24 protein-coding genes are annotated in these 21,272 nt (G+C 69.2%); 15 read left to right on the top strand and 9 right to left on the bottom strand.

Annotation, left to right across the window (positions count from 1 at the left end; translation table 11 throughout):
- Positions 1-336 precede the first annotated feature (336 nt).
- Together A5702_RS01675 and A5702_RS01670 are read left to right on the top strand one after the other, a co-directional pair.
- Positions 337-1,500 carry an LLM class flavin-dependent oxidoreductase gene (locus A5702_RS01675; protein ID WP_068217691.1) on the top strand — a complete coding sequence of 388 codons (1,164 nt, stop codon included), beginning with the start codon at positions 337-339 and terminating at the stop codon, positions 1,498-1,500.
- A 69-nt stretch (positions 1,501-1,569) separates the two neighbouring features.
- The gene (locus tag A5702_RS01670) at positions 1,570-1,905 is read left to right on the top strand and encodes a hypothetical protein (protein ID WP_068217684.1); all 336 of its coding nucleotides are present in this window, start codon (positions 1,570-1,572) and stop codon (positions 1,903-1,905) included.
- A gap of 38 nt (positions 1,906-1,943) precedes the next feature.
- Here the strand turns inward: A5702_RS01670 and A5702_RS01665 are convergent, their stop codons facing one another.
- Positions 1,944-2,414, bottom strand: a complete 471-nt coding sequence (locus A5702_RS01665; RefSeq protein ID WP_068217681.1) for an SRPBCC family protein — start codon at positions 2,412-2,414, stop codon at positions 1,944-1,946.
- Between the two features lie 134 nt (positions 2,415-2,548).
- Between A5702_RS01665 and A5702_RS01660 the strand changes: the two genes are divergently transcribed.
- From A5702_RS01660 to A5702_RS01640, 5 genes are all read left to right on the top strand, one after another.
- The gene (locus A5702_RS01660) at positions 2,549-3,616 is read left to right on the top strand and encodes a serine hydrolase (protein WP_156669444.1); all 1,068 of its coding nucleotides are present in this window, start codon (positions 2,549-2,551) and stop codon (positions 3,614-3,616) included.
- A gap of 89 nt (positions 3,617-3,705) precedes the next feature.
- A complete protein-coding gene (locus A5702_RS01655) occupies positions 3,706-5,529 on the top strand; it encodes a fatty acyl-AMP ligase (RefSeq protein ID WP_068217675.1) in 1,824 nt (607 codons plus the stop codon).
- 64 nt (positions 5,530-5,593) lie between these two features.
- A complete protein-coding gene (locus tag A5702_RS01650; RefSeq protein WP_068217672.1) occupies positions 5,594-6,826 on the top strand; it encodes a serine hydrolase domain-containing protein in 1,233 nt (410 codons plus the stop codon).
- Positions 6,827-6,872: 46 nt separating this feature from the next.
- Positions 6,873-7,532 (top strand): hypothetical protein, encoded by a 660-nt coding sequence (locus A5702_RS01645; protein ID WP_067821282.1) that lies wholly within the window; start codon positions 6,873-6,875, stop codon positions 7,530-7,532.
- Positions 7,529-8,281 (top strand): YqjF family protein, encoded by a 753-nt coding sequence (locus A5702_RS01640; RefSeq protein ID WP_231964961.1) that lies wholly within the window; start codon positions 7,529-7,531, stop codon positions 8,279-8,281. The genes A5702_RS01645 and A5702_RS01640 overlap by 4 nt, the downstream gene beginning before the upstream one ends.
- Here the strand turns inward: A5702_RS01640 and A5702_RS01635 are convergent.
- Positions 8,266-9,036 carry an SDR family oxidoreductase gene (locus A5702_RS01635; protein WP_068217670.1) on the bottom strand — a complete coding sequence of 257 codons (771 nt, stop codon included), beginning with the start codon at positions 9,034-9,036 and terminating at the stop codon, positions 8,266-8,268. The genes A5702_RS01640 and A5702_RS01635 overlap by 16 nt on opposite strands.
- A gap of 58 nt (positions 9,037-9,094) precedes the next feature.
- On the opposite strand from A5702_RS01635, the gene A5702_RS01630 reads away from it, so the two are divergent.
- Positions 9,095-9,571 carry a nuclear transport factor 2 family protein gene (locus A5702_RS01630; protein ID WP_055402275.1) on the top strand — a complete coding sequence of 159 codons (477 nt, stop codon included), beginning with the start codon at positions 9,095-9,097 and terminating at the stop codon, positions 9,569-9,571.
- A 10-nt stretch (positions 9,572-9,581) separates the two neighbouring features.
- Here the strand turns inward: A5702_RS01630 and A5702_RS01625 are convergent, their stop codons facing one another.
- Positions 9,582-10,319 (bottom strand): DJ-1/PfpI family protein, encoded by a 738-nt coding sequence (locus A5702_RS01625; RefSeq protein ID WP_068217665.1) that lies wholly within the window; start codon positions 10,317-10,319, stop codon positions 9,582-9,584.
- A gap of 17 nt (positions 10,320-10,336) precedes the next feature.
- Complete coding sequence (locus A5702_RS01620) at positions 10,337-11,296, bottom strand: GlxA family transcriptional regulator (protein WP_068217662.1); 960 nt, start codon at positions 11,294-11,296, stop codon at positions 10,337-10,339.
- A gap of 110 nt (positions 11,297-11,406) precedes the next feature.
- Here A5702_RS01620 and tpx point away from each other — a divergent pair, with 110 nt between their 5' ends.
- Positions 11,407-11,901 carry a thiol peroxidase gene (gene tpx / locus A5702_RS01615; RefSeq protein WP_055402269.1) on the top strand — a complete coding sequence of 165 codons (495 nt, stop codon included), beginning with the start codon at positions 11,407-11,409 and terminating at the stop codon, positions 11,899-11,901.
- A gap of 114 nt (positions 11,902-12,015) precedes the next feature.
- On the top strand, positions 12,016-12,327 hold the full coding sequence (locus A5702_RS01610; RefSeq protein ID WP_068217660.1) for a DUF4333 domain-containing protein: 312 nt from the start codon (positions 12,016-12,018) through the stop codon (positions 12,325-12,327).
- Here A5702_RS01610 and A5702_RS01605 read toward each other — a convergent pair.
- Both A5702_RS01605 and A5702_RS01600 read right to left on the bottom strand, forming a co-directional pair.
- Positions 12,308-13,264 carry a nitronate monooxygenase family protein gene (locus A5702_RS01605; RefSeq protein WP_068217657.1) on the bottom strand — a complete coding sequence of 319 codons (957 nt, stop codon included), beginning with the start codon at positions 13,262-13,264 and terminating at the stop codon, positions 12,308-12,310. The two genes, A5702_RS01610 and A5702_RS01605, sit on opposite strands and share 20 nt — an antisense overlap.
- A complete protein-coding gene (locus tag A5702_RS01600; protein WP_068217655.1) occupies positions 13,261-13,641 on the bottom strand; it encodes an NYN domain-containing protein in 381 nt (126 codons plus the stop codon). The genes A5702_RS01605 and A5702_RS01600 overlap by 4 nt, the downstream gene beginning before the upstream one ends.
- A 118-nt stretch (positions 13,642-13,759) precedes the next feature.
- Between A5702_RS01600 and A5702_RS01595 the strand changes: the two genes are divergently transcribed.
- Entirely contained in the window at positions 13,760-14,944 is a 1,185-nt protein-coding gene (locus A5702_RS01595; protein WP_068217652.1) for an acyl-CoA dehydrogenase family protein, read from the top strand.
- Positions 14,945-14,962: 18 nt separating this feature from the next.
- Here A5702_RS01595 and A5702_RS27175 read toward each other — a convergent pair whose 3' ends face one another.
- Positions 14,963-15,646 carry a PE family protein gene (locus tag A5702_RS27175; protein WP_068217649.1) on the bottom strand — a complete coding sequence of 228 codons (684 nt, stop codon included), beginning with the start codon at positions 15,644-15,646 and terminating at the stop codon, positions 14,963-14,965.
- Positions 15,647-15,790: 144 nt separating this feature from the next.
- On the opposite strand from A5702_RS27175, the gene A5702_RS01585 reads away from it, so the two are divergent.
- Positions 15,791-16,693 carry an NAD(P)-dependent oxidoreductase gene (locus A5702_RS01585; protein WP_068217712.1) on the top strand — a complete coding sequence of 301 codons (903 nt, stop codon included), beginning with the start codon at positions 15,791-15,793 and terminating at the stop codon, positions 16,691-16,693.
- A gap of 3 nt (positions 16,694-16,696) precedes the next feature.
- Here the strand turns inward: A5702_RS01585 and A5702_RS01580 are convergent, their stop codons facing one another.
- Complete coding sequence (locus tag A5702_RS01580) at positions 16,697-17,518, bottom strand: alpha/beta fold hydrolase (protein WP_068217646.1); 822 nt, start codon at positions 17,516-17,518, stop codon at positions 16,697-16,699.
- 190 nt (positions 17,519-17,708) lie between these two features.
- Here A5702_RS01580 and A5702_RS01575 point away from each other — a divergent pair, with 190 nt between their 5' ends.
- Complete coding sequence (locus A5702_RS01575; protein ID WP_068217643.1) at positions 17,709-19,163, top strand: aldehyde dehydrogenase; 1,455 nt, start codon at positions 17,709-17,711, stop codon at positions 19,161-19,163.
- A gap of 92 nt (positions 19,164-19,255) precedes the next feature.
- Here the strand turns inward: A5702_RS01575 and A5702_RS01570 are convergent, their stop codons facing one another.
- Entirely contained in the window at positions 19,256-19,510 is a 255-nt protein-coding gene (locus tag A5702_RS01570) for a hypothetical protein (RefSeq protein WP_067895349.1), read from the bottom strand.
- Positions 19,511-19,735: 225 nt separating this feature from the next.
- Here A5702_RS01570 and A5702_RS01565 point away from each other — a divergent pair, with 225 nt between their 5' ends.
- Both A5702_RS01565 and A5702_RS01560 read left to right on the top strand, forming a co-directional pair.
- A complete protein-coding gene (locus A5702_RS01565; RefSeq protein WP_068217709.1) occupies positions 19,736-20,383 on the top strand; it encodes a heme-binding protein in 648 nt (215 codons plus the stop codon).
- A 54-nt stretch (positions 20,384-20,437) separates the two neighbouring features.
- Entirely contained in the window at positions 20,438-21,271 is an 834-nt protein-coding gene (locus A5702_RS01560; RefSeq protein ID WP_055402258.1) for a class I SAM-dependent methyltransferase, read from the top strand.
- Position 21,272: the final 1 nt, after the last annotated feature.

Here is a 21,272-nt window from a genome sequence, read left to right as displayed (position 1 = left end):
GCCGAGTTGGATGCCGCGGCATCCTCCTCCCCTTCGGTTCTCGCGGGACTTGACGACGGGCCGTGGCAGGGGGCGGCACCATCCCCGGCGTCGGGGGTGGCGGCGGCGGCCCGGGCGGTGGCGGCGGATGCGTCGGCAACGTGTGCGGCGGCTACTGACATCCCGCGATAGCGCACCACAACAACCAAGGCTTGCTGCCCAAGTCGGCGAGGCCGGGAGCACCTGGCCCCGCCGGCTGAAAGCCTCTTACCCATCGAGCGTTCTTACGTGACGGCCTAGGCCGGGCACCGCATTCGGGTTATGGTTCTGGCCAACTCCGATGCAAGGGGAAACTCGATGTCGAAGCTCCGGTTTGGATACTTCATCGCGCCGTTCCACCGGGCCGGCACCAATCCGACGCTCGCATTGCAGCGCGACCTCGCTTTCATCGAGCACCTCGACGCCCTCGGTTTCGACGAGGTTTGGATGGGCGAGCACCATTCGGCCGGCAGCGAGATCATCAGTTCGCCGGAGGTGTTCATCGCCGCCGCGGCCGAACGCGCCAAGCGGATTCGCTTTGGCACCGGGGTCATTTCGCTCTCGTACCACAACCCGCTCTGGGTGGCCGACCGGCTGATGCTGCTGGATCACCTCACCCACGGCCGCATCATCGGTGGCGTGGGGCCGGGTTCGCTTCCCAGCGACTCCGCCATGATCGGGCTCACCCCCACGGACACGCGCGAGCTGCTGGAAACGAATCTCGACATCGTCGTGCGGCTACTGGCCGGGGAGACGGTGAGCGCGAAGACGGCCACGCACCAGCTGTTCGACGCCAAGTTGCAGCTGGCGCCCTACTCGGATGGCGGGATCCCGCTGTCGGTCGCCGCGGTCGCGTCGCCGACCACCGCGCGGCTGGCCGGCAAGCACGGCATCGGCCTGCTGTCCATCGGCGCGACGCTGACCGTCGAGGGCTTCAACGCCCTCTCGTACCACTGGGGCATCGTCGAGGAGCGCGCGGCGGCCTTCGGCACCCGGGTCGACCGTTCCAACTGGAGCCTGGTGGGTTTGTTCCACCTCGCCGAAACCGAAAAGCAGGCCCGCGAAGAGGTGAAGTTCGGCATCGAGCCGTGGTTCCGGTACTTCCAGAAGGTGGCCGCCTTCCCGCAGATGACGATGCCGGGCGAGCAGCTCGACGAGATGATCGACGTCATCAACGAAAACGGGGCCGGTGTGATCGGCACGCCCGAACGCGCGCGGGAGCAGGTGCAGCGGCTGTGGGATCAATCCGGCGGGTTCGGCTGCATGCTGCAGATGGGCCACGAGTGGGCCAACCCGGCCGCCACCCGGCGGTCGGCCGAATTGTTTGCCGCCGAGGTGATGCCGCATTTCCAGGGCCAGGCGCAGCCAACCCTGGATGCCGCCGCGCGTGCGGGGCAGGCCCGGGACAGCCTGGCGCAATCGCAGTTGGACGCCGTCGCGCACATGACCAAGAAATATCAGGACGAGGTCGAGTCCAAGTAGCGACCGCTTCATAGTCGAGCGATAGCCGGTTCCCAGCTGTTAGCTAGATTCTCGGCGCACAACTGAGGGATGACCAGCACCGCTGACCACCGGCTCCGAATGGTGCAACTCGCTTTCGCGGGCGCCGCCATCGTCGGAACTCTCGCCTTGTTCGGCGCGGGGCACGAATCAATGCGCCCGACGGACGTGGCGGTGTCGCCCCAGACACCGCCAAACCTTCTCGGCGGCAACGGCTTTGCCGCCGATGACGACGACGACCAGGCCCAGCTGCAGCAGCAACTCAATCAGCAACAGCTGCAACAGTCGATGCAGCAGGCCGAACAACAGAACGAACAGGCCCAGCAGCAGTTCGAGCAGAGCATGCAGCAGGCTCAGCTAACCGAGCAGCAGGCCAACAACCCCTAGACCCTGCCGGCGGCCGTGGCGGCCGCGCGGTGCGGCCATCATGCGCCTGCCCGGCTCGATTCGCGCTCGGCCGTCTTGACCAACCGGTCGGCGAAGAACCGCACCGCACCGCCCATGGCGGCTCGCATCAGCGGACCGGTCCCGCGCACTCCCTCGGTGAACGAGCCGGTCCAGCGCAGGTCGGTGCCGCCCGCGGGGTTCGGCGTAAGGACCACCTCACTGACGTAGTCCTTCACGGGATTCGACGGCGCGATGAGTTTGTACACGTGCCGGCGGTCCTGTTCGTACTCGACGGTTTCCTCCTGCACGAGCACCGGCCACATGCCCAGCTTGCGAACCGCCCCGATCCCGCCGGGCGCCGGATCGCCCTGCCGCGCCCAACTCGAGTGAACCACGATGGGTTTGGCCCACTTCGACCAGTTGGCGCCGTCGGTCACGAGCCGGAACAGCGTCGCGGCGGGCGCCGTGCTGGTGCGGTTGACCTCGAATGAGAACGTTCTTCCTGACATGACCAACTCCCCGGAAAATTCATCGGCGACCCTGCATGCCGCTCGCGCGTAGGCTACAGCTCACCGCCCAACCCACCCGGCGGGGGTTCACCCGAAGCGCCGACTGGACCGCGGGGAATGCCTACAATCAGCGCATGCGACGGCCGATCTCGCTATTTGCCGTCCTGTTGTCGCTCAGCGGCTGCGGCGGCCACGGTGCCACCGGCGCAAGCCCCACCACGGATCGCACCGCCGCCAAGGTCAGAAGTCAACGCGTGCTCGACGACGCTGTCGGCGCAAGCGCGCCGGGATGCTCGGCAGCCGTGGGCATTCGGGGAAAGGTCGTCTGGACGGGTGTGCGCGGTGTTGCGGACACGTCGACGGAGGCGGCCATCACCCCGGACACCGTGTTCGACATCGCCTCGGTGTCAAAGCAATTCACCGCGGGCGCCGTCCTGCTGCTGGTGGACGCCGGCAGCCTGGCGCTCGATGATCCACTCTCGCGGCACGCGCCGGAGTTGCCGGCGTGGGCGCGGTCGGTCAGCCTCGGACAGTTGATGCACCAGACCAGCGGGATCCCCGATTACGTCGGGCTGCTGGAGGCGCAGGGGTTCCAGGCCGGCGACCGAACCACCGAGGAGCAGGCGCTGCAGGCACTCGCCGCGGTGACCGCACTGGAATTCGACCCGGGCTCGCGATTCGAATACTCCAACTCCAACTACCTGCTGCTCGGCGAGATCGTCCATCGGGTAGCGCGGCAACCGCTGTCGCAAGTCCTCACCGAAAAATTCTTCCGGCCCCTGGGCCTGGGCATGGTCGTCGATCCGACCGGGCCGATTCGGGGCAAGGCCGTCGGCTACGAGAAGGGCGGCGAGGCGATCGCGTCCGGCTGGGAGCAGGTCGGCGACGGCGGAATTCAGACAACTCCGAGCCAACTCGTGGTCTGGGCGGACAATTATCGGACCGGCCGAGTCGGTGGACCCGCGCTGCTGAACGCCCAACTGGCTGGAGCGGTACCGACCCAAAAGGGCGGCGGTGACCGCTACGGGGCGGGAATCTACCTGCTGGCCGACGGCACGCTGGACCACGACGGTGATTGGGGCGGCTTCGTCACCGCATTCCGGGTCAGCAAGGACCGGTCCACCTCGGTGGCCGTCAGCTGCAACACCGACAAGCAAGACCCGGAGGCCCTCGCCGACGCGTTGCAAAAGCTCTGGGCGTAGCCCGCGAATTCGATTCCGGATCAACGCCTTCGGGCGCAACGTGCCGATGATCACCTTCGGTTGCCGGGCCGGTTTCCTACAGTGGGTCCATGGAGATCGCCCCCCGACAGCAGACCCCCGGCTTGCTTGACATCGAGGACTGCCTGGATGCCGAGGGCAACGTCATGCCGCCGCCGGACGTCACGCTGATCTCGCTCATCGACCGCAACATCGCGAACGTCGGCGACGCGGTGGCGTACCGCTTTCTGGACTACAGCCGCGGGGACGAGGGGCGTGTCCAGGAGGTGACGTGGAACCAGTTCGGTGTCCGGCTGGAGGCCATCGGCGCGGGTGTCCAACGCGTCGCCGGCCGCGGCGAGCGGGTCGCGGTCCTGGCGCCGCCGAGCCTCGACTACGTGATGGGTTTCTATGCGGCGATCAAGGCGGGAACCGTCGCGGTGCCGCTGTTCGCGCCGGAGTTGCCCGGCCACGCGGAACGTCTGAACACGGCGCTGCGTGATTCGCAACCGACGGCGGTCTTGACGACGGCGGCGGCACGGGGCGCCGTCGAGGACTTTCTGGGCACGCTGCCGCATTTGCAACGGCCGCGGGTCATCATCATCGACGAGATACCCGACTCGGCACGAAAATCGTTCGCGCCCAACGAGTTATGCCACGACGACGTTTCCCATCTGCAATACACGTCGGGCTCGACGCGACCACCGGTCGGCGTTGAGATCACGCACCGGGCGGTGGGCACCAACCTCGTGCAGATGATCCTTTCGATCGACCTGCTCGACCGCAACACCCACGGTGTGAGCTGGTTGCCGCTCTACCACGACATGGGCCTGTCGATGATCGGCTTCCCGGCGGTCTACGGGGGACACTCCACGCTGATGTCGCCCGCCGCGTTCGTCCGCAGGCCGCAACGCTGGATCAAGGCGCTGTCGTCCGAGGCGGGCCGGGCCGTCACCGCCGCGCCCAACTTCGCCTACGAATGGACGGCCCAGCGGGGCCTGCCCGCGCCCGGCGACGACGTCGACCTGAGCAACGTGGTGCTGATCATCGGCTCCGAACCGGTCAGCATCGGGGCGATCAACACCTTCAACGACGCGTTCGCCCCCTACGGGTTACCGCCGACGGCGTTCAAGCCGTCCTACGGCATCGCCGAGGCGACGCTGTTCGTCGCGACCATCGCGCCCGCGGCCGAGGCGACCCCCGCCTACTTCGATCGCGACGAGCTGGGCGCCGGTCGCGCGGTGCGGGTCGCGGCGGACGCGCCGGGCGCGGTGCCGCAGGTGTCCTGCGGTCAGGTGGCCTGCAGCGAATGGGCCGTCATCGTCGACCCGGACACCGGGGCCGAACTTCCCGACGGCCGCGTCGGCGAGATCTGGCTGCAGGGCAACAACGTCGGCCGCGGCTACTGGGGGCTGCCCGACGACACCCGGCGGGCGTTCGGCGCCCGGCTGCGGTCCCACCTGGCCGAGGGCAGCCACGCCGGGGGTTCGACCCTCGAGGGCGCGTGGCTGCGGACGGGGGACCTGGGCACCTATCTGGACGGCGAGCTGTACGTCACGGGCCGGATCGCCGACATGGTCAGCGTCGACGGCCGCAACCACTACCCACAGGACATCGAGGCCACCGTCGCCGAAGCCTCGGGGATTGTCCGCCGCGGGTATGTGACCGCCTTCGCCGTGCCGGCCGGGAACACCGGTCGGCAACTGGTGATTGTCGCCGAGCGGGCGGCGGGCACCAGCCGCGTCGACCCCGAGCCGGCCATCGAGGCCATCCGTGCCGCGGTCCTGCGCCGCCACGGCGTGCCGGTCGCGGACGTGCGCTTGCTGCCGGCCGGCGCCATTCCCCGCACCACCAGCGGCAAGCTGGCGCGCCGGGCCTGCCGCGCCGAGTACCTGAGCGGCGACCTGGCGCACTGACCCGGACGGCCCGAAAAGCGTTGCGCGTCGCCGCGCCTGGCTTAGTCTCCATTCGGAGGCGACGATGGTGCTCAAGGTTGCGGTGGCGGCCGACCTGATCGGCGGCGATGTGGACGTCGGGTACGGGAAGGTCGCGGACGCCTTTCGCGCCAATTTCCGCGACGGCGCGGAAGTGGGTGCGGCCCTGGCGGTCTACCGCGACGGTGTCAAGGTCGTCGACCTGTGGGGCGGCTACCGCAACGGCGTGGCCAAGCAACCGTGGCGGCCCGACACGATGGTCAACATGTTCTCCACGACCAAAGGGGTCGCCGCCCTGGTCGTCGCCGTCGCCGTGTCCCGCGGACTGGTCTCCTACGACGCCAGGGTGGCCGACTACTGGCCGGAATTCGCGCAGGCGGGCAAGGGTGAGGTCACCGTCCGCCAGCTCCTGGGGCACCAGGCCGGGCTGTGCGCGCTCAAACCGAAGCCGACGCTGGCCGACGTCGCCGACCCCGAGAAGCTGTCGCCGATCCTGGCGACCCAAGCGCCGGCGTGGCCACCGGGCGCCCGGCACGGTTACCACGCGATCACGCTCGGCTGGTACGAATCGGAACTGATCCGGCGGACCGACCCGGCCGGCCGCACGCTGGGCCGCTTCATGGCCGACGAGATCGTCCGGCCGCTGGGGCTCGACCTGCACATCGGGCTGCCGGATTCGGTGGACCGGCAGCGGGTCGCGCACGTCCACAACTGGGTGCGCGCGGAAACGCTACTGCACCTCAACGTAATGCCGCCGGGATTCGTGGGCGCCTCGCTCAACCCGGTCGGCCTGACGGCGCGCGCCATCGCCGTCCCGCGCGGCGTCAACGCGTTCAACGGCGACTACAACCGCGACGACGTGCGGGCTGTGGAGATCCCGTCGGCCAACGGCATCGGCACGGCCCGGTCGGTGGCGCGCATGTACGGCAGCGCGGCCACCGGGGGAGCGGAGCTCGGCCTCACCGCCGAGACGGTCGGCGCGCTGGCGGCGCCGGCGCCCTCACCGAGCCGCGGCGTTCGCGACAAGGTGATGAACGTGGACGTGGCGTATTCGCTCGGCCTCTGTAAGCCCGTGCCGCACTTCGCATTCGGCTCCTCGGGCGCCGCCTTCGGAACACCCGGCTTCGGCGGATCGTTCGGCTGTGCCGACCCCGACACCGGCGTCGGGTTCGCCTACGTCATGAACCGGCTCGGGTTTCACCTGTGGAGCGACCCGCGCGAACTCGCCGTGCGGCAGGCGCTGTTCCGCGATGTGCTCGGGGTGCGACCGCAGACATGACCGCGCGCCGACGCTCGACGGCCTGCGCTGGTGGCATCCTGGCCGTGTGGGTTTGCTCATCCGGCTGGCGGAGCTGTTGATCGTCGTCCTGCCCCTGGTGGGCGCGACCGTCGCCGCGGTGCGCGCGTTCGGCGCCAACCGGCGACGGGCGGAGCGACCGCCGGAGACCGACCGCGCGGAACCCCGACCGGACACCGGCGACAACCACGTCGCCCAGTGGCGGTCGCTGCGCCGGATCCTCGAGGAGCACCGCCGCACCGACGCGCGCTGGCTCGAGTACGAACTCGACGTCGCCAAGCTCCTCGACTTTCCGCTCATGACCGACATGCGCGACCCGCTGACGGTCGCCTTCCACAAGGCCAAGCTCCGGGCCGACCTGCTGCGCCCGGTCAAGGCCGAGGACCTGCTCGACGACAGGGAAGCCGCCGCGCAATACCTGTCCGCCGTCGAGGATTACGTGACCGCCTTCAACGCCGCCGAGACCGAGGCGACGCGCAAGCGCCGCAGCGACTTCTCCCACGCCGATCAGCAGCGAATCGCGCGGGCCCAGAGCCTGTTGCGGGTCGCGTCGGACCCGGCCGCCGCGCCGCAGGAGCGCCGGCACGCCTATGACTTGGCGCGTCAGGAACTCGAGGGCCTCGTGGTCTTGCCGGCAACGATGCAAGCGGCGATCGAACGGGGGATCTCCGGGGAGCTGGAGGGTTGAGCGCGGCGGGCGACGGGCTCGCCGGATTTCCGATCACTCCACCACCCCTGCGTGGCCCGGTGACCTTCGACCAGTACTGGCGCGACCTCACCTTCATCCACTGGCCGGTGCGGCCCGACACCGTCGAACCGCTGTACCCACCCGGCACCCGCCCCGACGTGTTCGACGGCATGACCTATGTCGGGCTGATCCCGTTTGCGATGGGCCACACGAAAGTCGGCTCGGCGCTGCGACTTCCGTACTTCGGTAGCTTTCCGGAGACCAACGTGCGGCTGTATTCGGTCGACGACTCCGGCCGCCACGGCGTGTTGTTCCGGTCGCTGGAAACGGCCCGGCTGGCCGTCGTGCCGGTGATCCGGGGCGCGCTGGGCGTGCCGTACACCTGGGCGCGGATGCGGACCAACCGGTACGGCGACCGCGTCACCTACCGCAGCGTGCGCCGCTGGCCCCACCGCGGCCTGCGCAGCCGGATCGAGGTCGCCGTCGGCGCCCGGGTGGAACCGACACCGCTGGAGGTGTGGCTCACCGCCCGATGGGGCGCGCACACCCGCAAGGCCGGCCGGACCTGGTGGATACCGAACGAGCACGCGACGTGGCCGTTGCACGCGGCCGACGTCGTCGAGCTGGACGACGAGCTGGTGGCCGCCAGCATGGTGCGGCCCGCCGGCCAGCGGTTGCGGGCGCTTTTCTCGCCCGGCGTGCGAACGCGGTTCGGCCGCCCCAGCGTCGTGCGCTACGGGCAGGCGTAGCCGCCGTCGATCACGACGTCCGAACCGGTCATGTAGCTGGAGGCCGCGCTGGCCAGGTAGAGGTAGAGGCCGGCGAGCTCCTCGGGCCGGCCCATCCGCCCGAGCGGTACCTTCGGCTCCCACAGGCGGTGGTATTCGGTGAGCGGCTCCACCAGTTCGGTGCGGATGTAACCCGGGCTGACGCTGTTGACCCTGATGTTGTGCGGCGCGAACTCCACGGCCATGGCCCTCGTCAGGTGGATCACCGCCGCCTTCGACGCGCAGTAGTGGCCCACTTGCTGCGGGATGTTGATGATGTGGCCCGACATCGAGGCGGTGGTGATGATGGCGCCGCCCTGCCCCTGCCGGACCATCGCCCTGGCCGCCGCTTGCGCGGTCAGGAAAACGCCTGTGACGTTGGTCTTTTGGATGCGCTCGAACTCTTCCAGCGGCATGTCCAGCATCCCGTTCACGGTGATGATGCCGGCGTTGCAGACCGCGATGTCCACGCCGCCCAGCTCCGCGGTCACCCGGTCCAGCAGCGCGGTCACCTGGTCGGGCTGGGTCACGTCGCAGCCGATCGGCACCACCCGGCCCGCGCCGTCCGGCGCGATTTCGCGGGCCACTTGTTCCAAGTCGTCGGTGCGCCGCGCCGCAATGGCCACGTCGGCGCCCGCCTGCAGGTAGGCCCGCGCCACCACCTTGCCGATGCCGCTGGATGCGCCAGTTACCAGCGCCCGCTTGCCGCGCAGATCGAACAATTCCAAGACGTTCATGCGATATCCCTTTTCCGACGAGCCTCCGTCAACCGGAACACGTTCTAGTGTGTCCGCCATGGGCAAATACACCAGGGCAGAAATCGAGCAAGCCGTCGAGAACTACACGCGGGTCGTGGAGGGCTGCAGCGCATCGGGCGATTGGCGGCCGTTCGCCGATCTGTTCACCGAGGATGTCGTCTACACCGAACATCACTACGGAGTGTTCCACGGCCGCGAGGCCGTGCGGGACTGGATCGTCGCCGTGATGGCGCCGTTCCCGCATATGCGATTTCCGTCCGACTGGACCGCCTACGACGAGGACAACGACGCCGTCGTCGTGATGATCAAGAACCTGCTCGACCACCCGACGGATCCGAACGGCGAGCCGTTCTGGTTCCCGAACTGGACCCGGCTGGTCTACGCCGGCGACGGCTTGTTCTCCAGCGAGGAGGACATCTACAACCCCAACCGCGACGCGCCGGGAGTGGTGGCCGCCTGGCTGCAGGCCGGCGGTCGGTTGGAGTCCGACGAGATCCTGCAGCCGGGCGCCTGAGCCCCCGGGACTAGACGGACGCCGGCTGGCGTCCGCGTCGCCGCGACCGCACGGCCGCCAGCGCCTGCTCCCACGCCAGCATCGTGGCGGCCTTCATGTTGGCCGGCTTCATGCTGTCCCTGGACAGCAGCGCGGTGGCCGCGGCCTTGGTGGTTGCCGACGCCTTCGACAGGTGGCCGGAGTCAAACGGCGGCTGGGGGTCGTATTCGATCGCCAGCTGGATCGCCTTGGCGCGGCCTTCCCCGCCCATCTCGCCGGCCAGCCACAGCGCGAGGTCGAGGCCCGCCGACACCCCCGCGCAGGTTACGACGTTGTCCTGGTGCACGATTCGCTCGTCGCCCACCGGGACGGCGCCGAACGCCTTGAGCGCCGGAATGGTCAGCCAGTGCGACGTGGCGCGCCGCCCGGCCAGCAGGCCGGCCGCCGCCAGGATCACCGACCCGGAGCACACCGACGTCGTCCACCGGGCGGTGCGATGCGCCTGCCGCAGCCAGTCCAGCAGCGCGTCATCACGGGCATGCACCGGGGTGGACGGGCCGCCCGGCACGAGAATCACGTCGGGCGAAGGGGTTTCGGCCAGCGAATGGGTCGCCCCGATCACCAGCACGCCGGAGTCGGCGGTGATCGGCCCCGCCTGGTGCCAGACGAACCGAACCTCGGCGTCGGGCAGGTTGCGCAGGACCTCGTACGGGCCGATCATGTCGAGCGCGGTGAATCCCGGATAGGCCACGATCGCGATCTGGGTCATGGTGTGATCCTTTCTTTTCAGGCGAACGCCTTGCGGTATTGGTCGGGCGGGATGCCGACCCGTCGAACGAAGTTGCGCCGCATGGTTTCCGCGGTGCCGAAGCCGCATCGGGTAGCGATCGCGACGACGGTGTCATCGGTCTCCTCCAACTGGCGGCGCGCGGCTTCGGTCCGGATCCGTTCGACGTACTGGCCGGGCGCCTCGCCGACCTCGGCGGTGAAGACGCGGGTGAAGTGCCGCGGGCTCATCGCGGCGCGGCGCGCCAGCTCGTCGATGCTGTGCTCGCCGCCCGGCTCCGCCTCGATCGCCTCCTGCACCGCGCGTATCGAGTTGCGCTTGGCGCGCGGCATCCACACCGGCGCCGCGAACTGCGTCTGCCCGCCGGGGCGGCGCAGATACAGCACCAGCCAGCGAGCGACCGTCTGCGCGACCTCCGTGCCGTGGTCGTCCTCGACCAGCGAGAGCGCCAAGTCGATGCCCGCGGTGACGCCCGCGGCCGTCCACACCGAGTCCGAGCTGCGGACGAAGATCGGGTCCACGTCGACGTCGATTCCGGGAAACTCGCGGGCCAACTTCCCGGCGAAAGCCCAGTGCGTGGTCACCCGCTGCCCGTCCAGCAGCCCCGCCTCGGCCGCCAGGAACGCGCCGGTGCAGACCGTCACCACGCGGCGGGCGGTTGCGGCGGCGGCCTTGATCCAGCCGATCAGCTCGGCGTCCGATCGGGCGGCGTCGATACCGGCGCCGCCGGGCAGTACGACGGTGTCGATCGGTGCGGCGGGGTCGCCCGGGTCCGGCAGCGGCGCCGCGACGAAGCCCAGACCGGTCGGGGTGGTGATCGCCCGACCGTCGACGGACGCCACAGCGACGTCGTAGCCACCCCCGGTGAGCAGCGCCGCGCCGGTGAAGACGTCGTGCGGTCCCACCACGTCTAGCGCCTGCACACCGGGGAACCCGGCGATCACGACTTTGCGAGCCATGAACTCAAGTGTTGGGCACCGACCGACATGTCGTCTACGCCATGCAGCCCACCAATTAGGACATGGGACCTGGCCCGGGGCGGCCGCAGCGGGCTTGGCAGACTGTCCGCATGGCACAGATAACGTTGCGTGGAAACCCGATCAACACCGTCGGCGAGCTGCCCAGCGTCGGGTCTCCGGCGCCGGCCTTCAGCCTTACTGGCGGCGACCTGGGGCCGGTCGACAGTAACCAGCTCGGTGGTAAAGCCTTGGTGCTCAACATCTTCCCCTCGGTCGACACTCCGGTGTGCGCGACCAGCGTCCGGACCTTCAACGAGCGCGCCGCCGCCAGCGGCGCCACGGTGGTGTGCGTGTCGAAGGACCTGCCGTTCGCGTTCGCCCGGTTCTGCGGTGCCGAGGGCATCGACAACGTCAAGACGGGGTCGGCCTTCCGCAGCAGCTTCGGCGAGGACTACGGCGTCACCATCACCGACGGCCCGATGGCCGGTCTGCTCGCCCGGGCCATCGTGGTGGTCGGCGCCGACGGCAAGGTCACCTACACCGAGCTGGTCCCGGAGATCGCCCAGGAGCCCAACTACGACGCGGCGCTGGCGGCGGCGGGCTGACGCCTCGCTTGTTTGCGAGCCGCCCGCGTCCGTCGCGCTGAGCTGTCCCGTCGCGGTGCACCCGTGTTAGCCTGACCCATCCACAGGGTGGTCGGCCGCAAAGGAGTGCCTGCGATGGATGACGGCAAGGTTCGGGTTGCCGCGGGCGTGCTGGGGAGTGTGCTGGCCCTGCAGGTCGCGGGATGCCACGCGAAGTCGACGGTCAAGCCCGAGGGCGCGGCGCAATCGGTCGTCGACGTCGTCTCGAGCCAAACGGGCTTCCACCCGGCCGACGTGAACTGTCCATCCGGCGTCGAAGCCAAAGTGGGCCAGGAGTTCGACTGCCACTTCACCGGTCCGGAGGGCAAGCCCTACACCGCGCACATGCGCATCACCAAAGTCGAGGGCGAGCAGGTCGTCTTCGACGTCAGGAGCCGGCCGAGCTAGGCCCCGGCGGTCCGAGGCGATCCGCGGTGGCCGTCAGCACTTCGCGGCACCCGGCCCACATCGCCTCGATGATGTCGGCGGCCGGGGGGAGATCCGAAATCCGTCCGGCCACCTGACCGGTGTTGGCGACGCTGGCGTCCATGTCCCCGTCGAAGTAGAGCCGCTGGACGCGTTGCAGCGCCGCGGTGCCCTCGCCGGAAGACGTTGCGGCGTCGAGTCTCTCGGCGGCTGCCGTCCGGATGACGCGCATCATGCGTTTGCCGTCGAGGGGCAGCAGCACGGTGGCGGTTTCGTCGGCCGCCACGACCGCCCGCTTGAGGTTGCCGTGCACCGGGGAATCCGCCGAGGCCAGCAGGCGCGTGCCCATCTGCACGCCCTCGGCGCCGAGGACGAAGGCGGCCGCCATCGACCGCGCGTCGCAGATCCCACCCGCGGCCACGATCGGCACGTCGACGTGGGCGGCGACCAGAGGCAACACCACCATGGTCGACGCCCCGAATCGGTTCTTGAAGCCGCCGCCCTCGACGCCCTCGACGACGAGGCCGTCGACCCCGGCGTCGACGGCCTTGCGGGCCGCGGCGAGCGTGCCCACCACGTGGAACACGGTGATGCCGGCATCGTGCAGCCGGCCGGTGAACAGTCCCGGATCGCCCGCGGAGGTGGTGACGAAACGAATGTCGTTGTCCACCAGCAGATCCACGGTGGCCGGGTCGCGGTTCATGATCAGCGCGATGTTCGCACCCACCGGCCGGTCGGTGAGGTCGCGCACGCGCCGCAGATCCGCGCGGCCCTGCTCGGACGTCGTCTCGATGATGCCCAGCCCGCCCGCGTTGGACACGGCCGCGGCCAGCCGCGCACCGGCGATGTAGGTCATCGGCGCCCCGATGATCGGGATGTCGATGCGCGCCAGGTCGCAGACCCGGTTGGTCGTGGTCATGCTTCCCTCGGGTCGATGAGGTCGCGGAAGCCGGCGGCGGGATGGACCGACGCGCCCAGGCCGGTGACGCGGTCGCTCAGCGCCCTGTCCGAGGTGACCACCCGGATGTCCTGCGGACGGGGATCGGCCCGCACGCGGCGGACGATCTCGTCGTCGGCCGAGTTCGCGGCCGCCCTGGGCGCATAGGCGATCTCGATCGCCGCAGCGGGGATGGCGGTCGACGGTGGCCGCTCGAACACGACGGTCACGCGGTCCCCGTGGGTGGCGGCCCATCGGTCGAGGCGGTCGGCCAGCGCGACCATGGCGCGGCCGCGGTCCTTCCACCAACCGTCGGGGCGGCTTCCGATCACGTTCATGCCGTCCACAATCCACCGCACGATCCCTACGGTAAGGCGAGCGCGCACGCCCACCCGCGAATTTCGTGCTTTTCGACGCTGAGCGGTTGGTACGGTCACCGATATCCGATTCCGCTGCTGCCGTCGATGGGACAGGTGAATGACGTTGATAGCCGACACCGATGACCGGGTTGTCTCGCTGGCCCGCGGAATGCGCGATCTGGTGCGCGCCGAGGCCGCCGAGTCCGAACGGGCGCGCACCCTCACCCCGGCGATCGTCGACGAAATGTGGGCGAGCGGGCTGATGTCCGCGTTCAACCCGGTCGAGGCCGGCGGTGTCGAGCCGTCGTTCACCGAGATGATCGAGACATGGATCGAAATGGCTTGGCAGGACGGCTCTTTCGGTTGGGTCGGCATCGCCAATCTGCCGTCCTCGTTCGCCGCGGCGGCGTACCTGCCCGACGAGGGTTTCGCGGAAGTGTTCACGGCACACGACAACCACGTCACGATGGGCGGCCAATTCTTCCCGAACGGGCAGGGCTCCGCCGTCGACGGCGGCTACCTGGTGAGCGGGGCGTGGAACTTCGGCTCGGGCATCGGTCATTCCCAGTACGTCGCGGCGGGGTTCCTGCCCATGGACAACGGCGAAATGCGCTGGATCAGTGAGGGCTTCCCGGAGATGCGGGTCGCGGTGATTCCCCGCGACCAGATCAGCTTCGACGACGGCTGGTTCGTGCAGGGGCTCAAGGGGACCGGCTCCTACGACTACAGCGCCCAGGAGGTGTTCGTGCCGGCGAGCCGCACGTTCGAGCTGTTCGTGCGTCAGCCCTATCGCGGAACGTCGCCGGCCACCCGGATGGGGCTGATGCCGGTCACCGCCGCCGGCCATGCGTCCTGGGCGCTCGGCGTCGCCAAGAGCATGCTCGACGATGTCCAGGAGCTGGCCGCGACGAAGTTCCGGATGAGTGACATGGCGTCGCTGGCCAGCCGCCCGACGTTCCAGAAAGGGCTGGCCCACCACCGCGCGGCCTGGCGGGCCGCTCGCCTGCTGGTGCTCGACGCGTTTACCACCGCCGAGGCGGCGGTGGCATCGGGCGAGGAGCTCACACCGGCCCTGCGCGCCGACATGCGGGTGGCGGCCGTCTTCGCGACCGACACGGCGCGGGGCTGCGCCGAATGGGCCCACCTGGTCGCGGGCACCAGCTCGATCCGCGAGGGCAGCCGCCTCGAGCGCGCCTTCCGGGACATCTACACCGGGACGCAGCACGCCTTCATCAGCGAGAAAGTCGCGATCGACGTCGCGCAGATATGGCTCGGCATCATCGAGGACCAGCCCGGCCTGTGAATCTCTGACGGCGGGCGGCTACACCAGACTTTGGCCCGGCTGCTGGCTGCCGGCGCTTTCCTCGTCGTTCCGCTCGGTGAGCGACGAGGCCAGCCCCGGCCCGGAGGCGCCTCCGGCCGACGCGCCCTGCGCGAGCGAGCCGAGCGAGCTCAACGGGGCGGCGCCGGCGCCCAGCAATGTCGATGCGGCGTTGACCGCACCGGGCATGGCCGCGCCGGGGCTTGGCGCCGTCGGCGCGGTAACCGGCGCCGTCGGCGCCGGGGCCGCGACCGGGCCGCCCTGGACCAGGTTGGTCAGCGGCGGCGTGCGGGGGACCGAGCCGCCCGCCGCAATGGGCGGCTTCGCGCCCGTCAGCCCACCGCCCGTCGGGCCGACGAAGGTATGGCTGGCGATTCGGGCGCCGGAGGAGTCCAGGGCGCCGGCCGCCTCGCCGTCGACTTGGGAGTACATCCGGGCGATGTCGGTCAGCGCCACCCCGGTGCGCGCGACCTCCTCCTGGGCGGCGGTGTTCAACGCCAGCATGGCGGTGCCCTCCACGGCGAACGCCGCGGCCGCCATGATCGAGACTTCGTCGGCCCCGGCCGGGACCAGCGCGGTCACCGGCGCCGACGCCGCGGCGCCGGAAGCCAGACCGCGGGTCGCGATGTCGACCACGTGCAACCCGATGGCACCGGCCGCCGGGTCATGTGACATCGATTCCATGTGCGTACTGCTCCTGTGCGAGCCTTGAGCGCCGGTACGTCGAAGGACCAGCTGTGCTGGGCGATGACATCAAGTCTAAGGGGGCCGGTGGTGTGGTGCGCACACTTTCATCCGGCCCGCCCGGTCGTCGCCTACTATCAGCCCATGCGCGGCTCAAAGATCCTGATCACCGGTCCGACCGGTCAAATCGCGACCCCCATCGCGCGGGCGCTGGCGGCCGACAACGAGGTGTGGGGCATCGCCCGGTTCACCGACCCCGCCGCGCGGGAGGGCCTGGAGAAGGCCGGCGTCCGCTGCCAGACGGTCAACCTCGCGGCCGGCGACTTCTCCGATCTGCCAACCGATTTCGAGTACGTCCTCAACCTCGCGGTGGCCAAGAGCGGCAACTGGGACAAGGATCTCGCGGCCAACGCCGAGTCGGTGGGCCTGCTGATGGCGCACTGCCGCGCCGCGAAGGCGTTTCTGCATTGCTCCTCGGCGGCCGTGTACGACCCGCCCGACGACGATCCCCGCACCGAACGCGCCGCGCTGGGCGACAACCACAAATGCCTGTTCCCCACGTATTCCATCTCCAAGATCGCCGGGGAGGTCGTCGCCCGCTCGATGGCGCGGGCCCTCGGGGTGCCCACCACCATCGCCCGGCTCAACGTGCCCTACGGCGACAACGGGGGATGGCCGTTCTACCACATGGAGATGATGCTGGCGGGCATCCCGATCCCGGTCCCGCCGGGCGAGGCCGCGCGTTACAACCCGATTCACGAGGACGACATCATCGCGACCATCCCGAAGTTGCTCGAGGTGGCGTCGGTCCCGGCGACGACCGTCAACTGGTGCGGCGACCAGACGGTCAGCATCCAGGAATGGTGCGCCTACCTGGGCGCACTGGTCGGCAAGGAGCCGGTATTCGAGGTGAGCGCGCAGGCGCTGCGCGGAAATCCGACCGACAGCGGCCGGATGCACGAGCTCGTCGGCGGCACCACCGTGGACTGGCGCGACGGGCTGCGCCGCATGGCGGCCAATTTCCATCCGGAGTTGGTCGGCGCCTAGGCATTACAGGTGCGCCAGGAGCCGCTCCGCGAACGCGTCCGGGTGCTCGCGGTGCATGAAGTGTCCGCCCCGCACCTCCTCGACGGTGTACTCGTTCTCGAACATCCGGGCGGCGTGCCGATAGTCCGCTGGTTCGACGATCGGGTCGTCCAGGCCCGCGAAGGCGACGACCGGCACCGTGATGCGCGCCTTCAGCGACGCGCTGGGTATGGGGGAGAGCTTGCGGTAGTAGCCGAATGCCGCGTTCAGGCTCGCCGGATCGGAAAAGCTCGCCCGAACCGCGTCGAACTCCCGGGGGTCCGGCCGCCACAGCGGTGACCATCGCCGGTAGATCGCGGGCAGCGCCGCGAAATCGTTGCGCGCGAAGCGATTCGCCGCTCCCGGCAGCTTGTACGCCGCGAAATGGCGTGCGCCCCAGAGCTTCTTCAGCGAAGGCCTGAGGGCCGCCGGGTGGGGAATGGCGATGACAACGAGTTTGCGGACACGATCGGGGCCGATCGCGGCCGCGCCGTAGGCCGCCGACGCTCCCCAGTCGTGCCCGATGACGACGGCGTCGCTCGCGCCGAGTGCTTCGATCAGCGCCAGCGGATCGCGGGCCAAGGTTTCCTGGTCGGGGTCGCGAGCGGGAATCCCGCTCGGGTGGTAGCCGCGCATGAAGGGGCTGACGGCGCGGTAACCCTTGTCGGCGATGCGCGGGCGCAGGTGATCCCAGGTGTGCGCGGTGTCGGGGAACCCGTGCAGCATCAGCACGAGCGGCCCCGAGCCCTGTTCGAGGTAGGCGAATCTCAGCCCGTTCGCCTCGACGAAGCGGATGTCGTCGGCCATGGCTGAGGACGCTACGCCTCCGGAGTATGCCCCGGCAGGGGCGTGCGGAACGGGACCGCTTTCGCGGGTTCCCCCGGCGGATCCCGTCCCCGACCGCGGCGCTTGACCGCACCGCGGGGCCAATGCTAAGCAAGTGCTCAGCACTTTCGGTGCATCGAGGGCGCGTGGGTCCGGGACACGAAGGGACGAGATGAAGCTGCAGGCCGTATTGGAGGACATCCGCAAGCGCCCGGGCACGGGAGAGGTCATCACCGTCATCGACCCCGCCACCGAGGAGACGATCACCGAGTTCACCGACTGCGGCGAAGCGGCCGTCAACGACGCCGCCGCGCGGGCCAGGGATTCCTTCGAATCGGGGGTCTGGTCCCAGCTCCCGGGACGCGCGCGGGCGAAGATCATGTGGCGCATCGCGGATTTGATCGACGAACATGCCGAGGACTTCGCCCGACTCGACTCGCTCAACACCGGCATGCCGTTGATGCAGGCGCAGCTGCAGATGTCCACCTGCTCGGAGTTCTTCCGCTATTACGCCGGTTGGTGTTCCAAACTCAACGGCGTCGCCTACGACGTGAAGACCGACGGGATCGCGACGGACGCCTTCGTCAACATGCACGCCTACACCCTCAAGGAACCCTTCGGCGTGGTGGGGCTGATCTTCCCGTGGAACGGCCCGATCTTCAACGCCAGCGCGAAGCTCGCGCCGGCGCTGGCCGCCGGCTGCAGCATGCTGGTCAAACCCGCCGAGGAAACCCCGTTGTCGGCGCTGTTGCTGGACAGGCTGATCCACCAGGCCGGCGTGCCGGAGGGCGTGGTCAACCTGCTGACCGGGTACGGCCACACCGCCGGCGCCGCAATCACCGCCCATCCCGACGTCGAGAAGGTCGCCTTCACCGGGTCGACCGAGGTCGGCAAGGAGATCGTGCGCGCCTCGGCCGGCAACCTGAAGAAGGTCATGCTCGAACTCGGCGGCAAGTCGCCGGTGCTGATCTTCGACGACGCCGATTTGGACAAGGCGATCATGATGGCGTCGTTGGGCATCTTCGTGCACTCCGGGCAGGGATGCGTTTGTGGCTCAAGGATTTTCGTGCAGCGCGGCGTGTACGACCGGGTGGTGGAAGGCATTGCGCTGATGGCGAATACGTTCAAGCTGGGCGCTCCCAGCGAGGAGGGCTGCGTCAGCGGGCCGCTGATCAGCCAGAAGCAGCTGACGCGCGTCATGGGCTTCATCGACGAGGGCCGCGGCGACGGCGTCGAAGTGGTCACCGGCGGCTACCGCCTGGATCGCAAGGGCTACTTCGTTCACCCGACCGTGCTCACCAACGTCGATCCCGGCATGCGGCTCTACCAGCAGGAGATCTTCGGGCCCGTGGTGTGCATCCTGCCTTTCGACGACGAAGACGAGGCCGTCGCCCTGGCCAACGACACCACCTACGGCCTGGCCGCCACGGCCTGGACGGAAAACCTTGGCCGTGCCCACCGCATCGTCAAGCGGCTGCAGGCCGGCAGCGTCCAGGTCAACTGCCAGTTGGTGTTCGACCACGATGTGCCGTTCGGCGGTTACAAGCAATCCGGTTGGGGCCACGAGTTCGGGCGCGAGGGGATCGAGGCCTACATGAAGACGAAATCGGTCTGGGCTCAGCTCTAACCCGATGCGGTGTTTTCGGCTTGTCGCCGCGGCCGAAAGCGAAAAGTCCCGAACCGCACCAGGTTCGGGACTCTCCGCCGGCACGCCCGCGTTCAAGACCCCTTGCTGTAGCGGGTCAGGAAGCCGACGGCAGCGACGGCCGCGACGGTACCGATGACGCCCCACAGCACCAGCTGGAAGACCATCGACCCCAGGAACCAGCCGAACGTCATCCCGATGTAGAGGGCCCAGATCAGCCGGAATGCGCTCCACAGCGCGACCGCGCCCGCGCTGATTCCGATGTAGAGGCTGCGCTGCCGGTCGACCCGATTGATCTGCTCTTCGATGCTGGCCGGGACGATCTTCATTTCTGACTTCCTTTCGTGGGGCGCCGCCGGATTGGCGTCGTCGTTGCGCCAAGTACAAACCGCGGCGCGGGCTACCGATCCCAACGTTGTCGCGACGACGAAGGCGTCGGCCAGGCCGCGCTTGCGGCACCATGGCGAAGGTGGGTCGATGCCGCCGAGGCGCACCGCCCCGCGTTCCCGTCATCGAAGACGGTGCTTTCGCGGCACTGGAAGGAGAACGCCCAGATGGTGAACCCGATCAAGATCGCCGCCCAGGTGGCCGAATCGCTGTTGGCGGTGGGTGGCGTGCGGGTCGGGCTCGAGGAGCCGACGTACACGCACCAACGGATCACCGACAACGTCGAGATACGCCACTACGGTCCGCGCATTGCCGCCGAGACAATCGTCGACGCGGACCAGCACCGCGCTCGCGACGTCGGGTTCCGACGGCTGGCGGGATACATATTCGGCGGCAATCGGGACAATTCATCGATCGCGATGACCGCGCCCGTCAGCCAGCAGCCGAGCCGGGGCGGTCAGCAGATCGCGATGACCGCACCGGTCGTCCAGTCCGCCGGCCCGGAGGCCGGCTGGATGATCCGCTTTTTCATGCCCGCGAAGTGGACGATGGAGACTCTGCCCACGCCCAACGACGCTCAGGTCCGGCTCGTCACGGTGCCGTCCGCGACCGTGGCGGTGTTGCGATTCAGCGGCGACCGCAGCCCCAAGGCAGTCGCCTCCCGAACCGGGGAGCTCTCGAAGGTATTGCAGGACAGGGGAATCGAGGCCACCGGAGATGCGGAGGCCTGGTTCTACGACCCGCCCTGGACACTGCCGATGCGGCGCCGCAATGAGGTCGCAATTCCCATCGACCCGGCGTCGGCGCCACGCTAGCCCGGCTGCCGCTCCCGGTCTTGCGCACCTGCCCAGCGGCTACTGTTTCGCGTAATGACTGACGACAACAAGAGGGTGGACGCGCGGCAGCTCACCGGAATTTCGGAGACGGCGCTGCTGACGCTCTACGGAAGGGCACACCAAGCGGCGCTCCCCGACGCGATCATCGACGACCCGATGGCCGTCAAGCTCGTCGACTCCATCGACTTCGACTTCGAGAAGTTCGGCCGCCGCGGCCAGGAGATGGCGCTGCGCTCGCTCGCCGTCGACCGGTGCGCCACCGACTACCTCACCACCCACCCCCGGGCGACCGTCGTCGCGCTTGCCGAGGGCTTCCAGACGTCCTTCTGGCGCTTGGACCGCGCACTGCCCGACCCACAATTCAAATGGGTCTCGGTGGATTTGCCCGCGGTCGTGGACCTACGGCGGCGGCTGCTGCCGCATTCGCCGCGAATCACCTATCTCGCCCAATCCGCCCTCGACTACAGCTGGATCGATGCGGTCGATGCGCGCAACGGCGTGTTCATCACCGCCGAGGGCCTGTTGATGTACCTGCGGCCCGACGAGGCGCTGGGGCTCATTGCCCAGTGCGCCAGGAGCTTTCCCGGCGGCCAGATGTTCTTCGACCTACCGCCGACCGTGGTCAAGAAGGTCGCACGAAAGGGGCTGCGTTCCTCCAAGCGCTACCGCGTGCCGCCGATGCCGTTCAGCCTTTCGGTGCGTCAACTGGCGCGGCTGCCCCGCACCATGCCCGGAATCCGCGCGGTGCACGACGTACCGATGCCCGCGGGGCGGGGCCTGTTCTTCGGGACGCTGTACCCCGCGTTCTGGCGGTTTCCGCCGGCGAAGCCGTACCGCGGGGTCTATGCCCTCCTGGAATTCGGCTGAA

This window comes from Mycobacterium sp. E3339 (assembly GCF_001666915.1).
GTDB lineage: Bacteria > Actinomycetota > Actinomycetes > Mycobacteriales > Mycobacteriaceae > Mycobacterium.
Note: the sequence above shows the minus strand (reverse complement) of the source record. Positions and strands in the feature narration are given on the sequence as shown.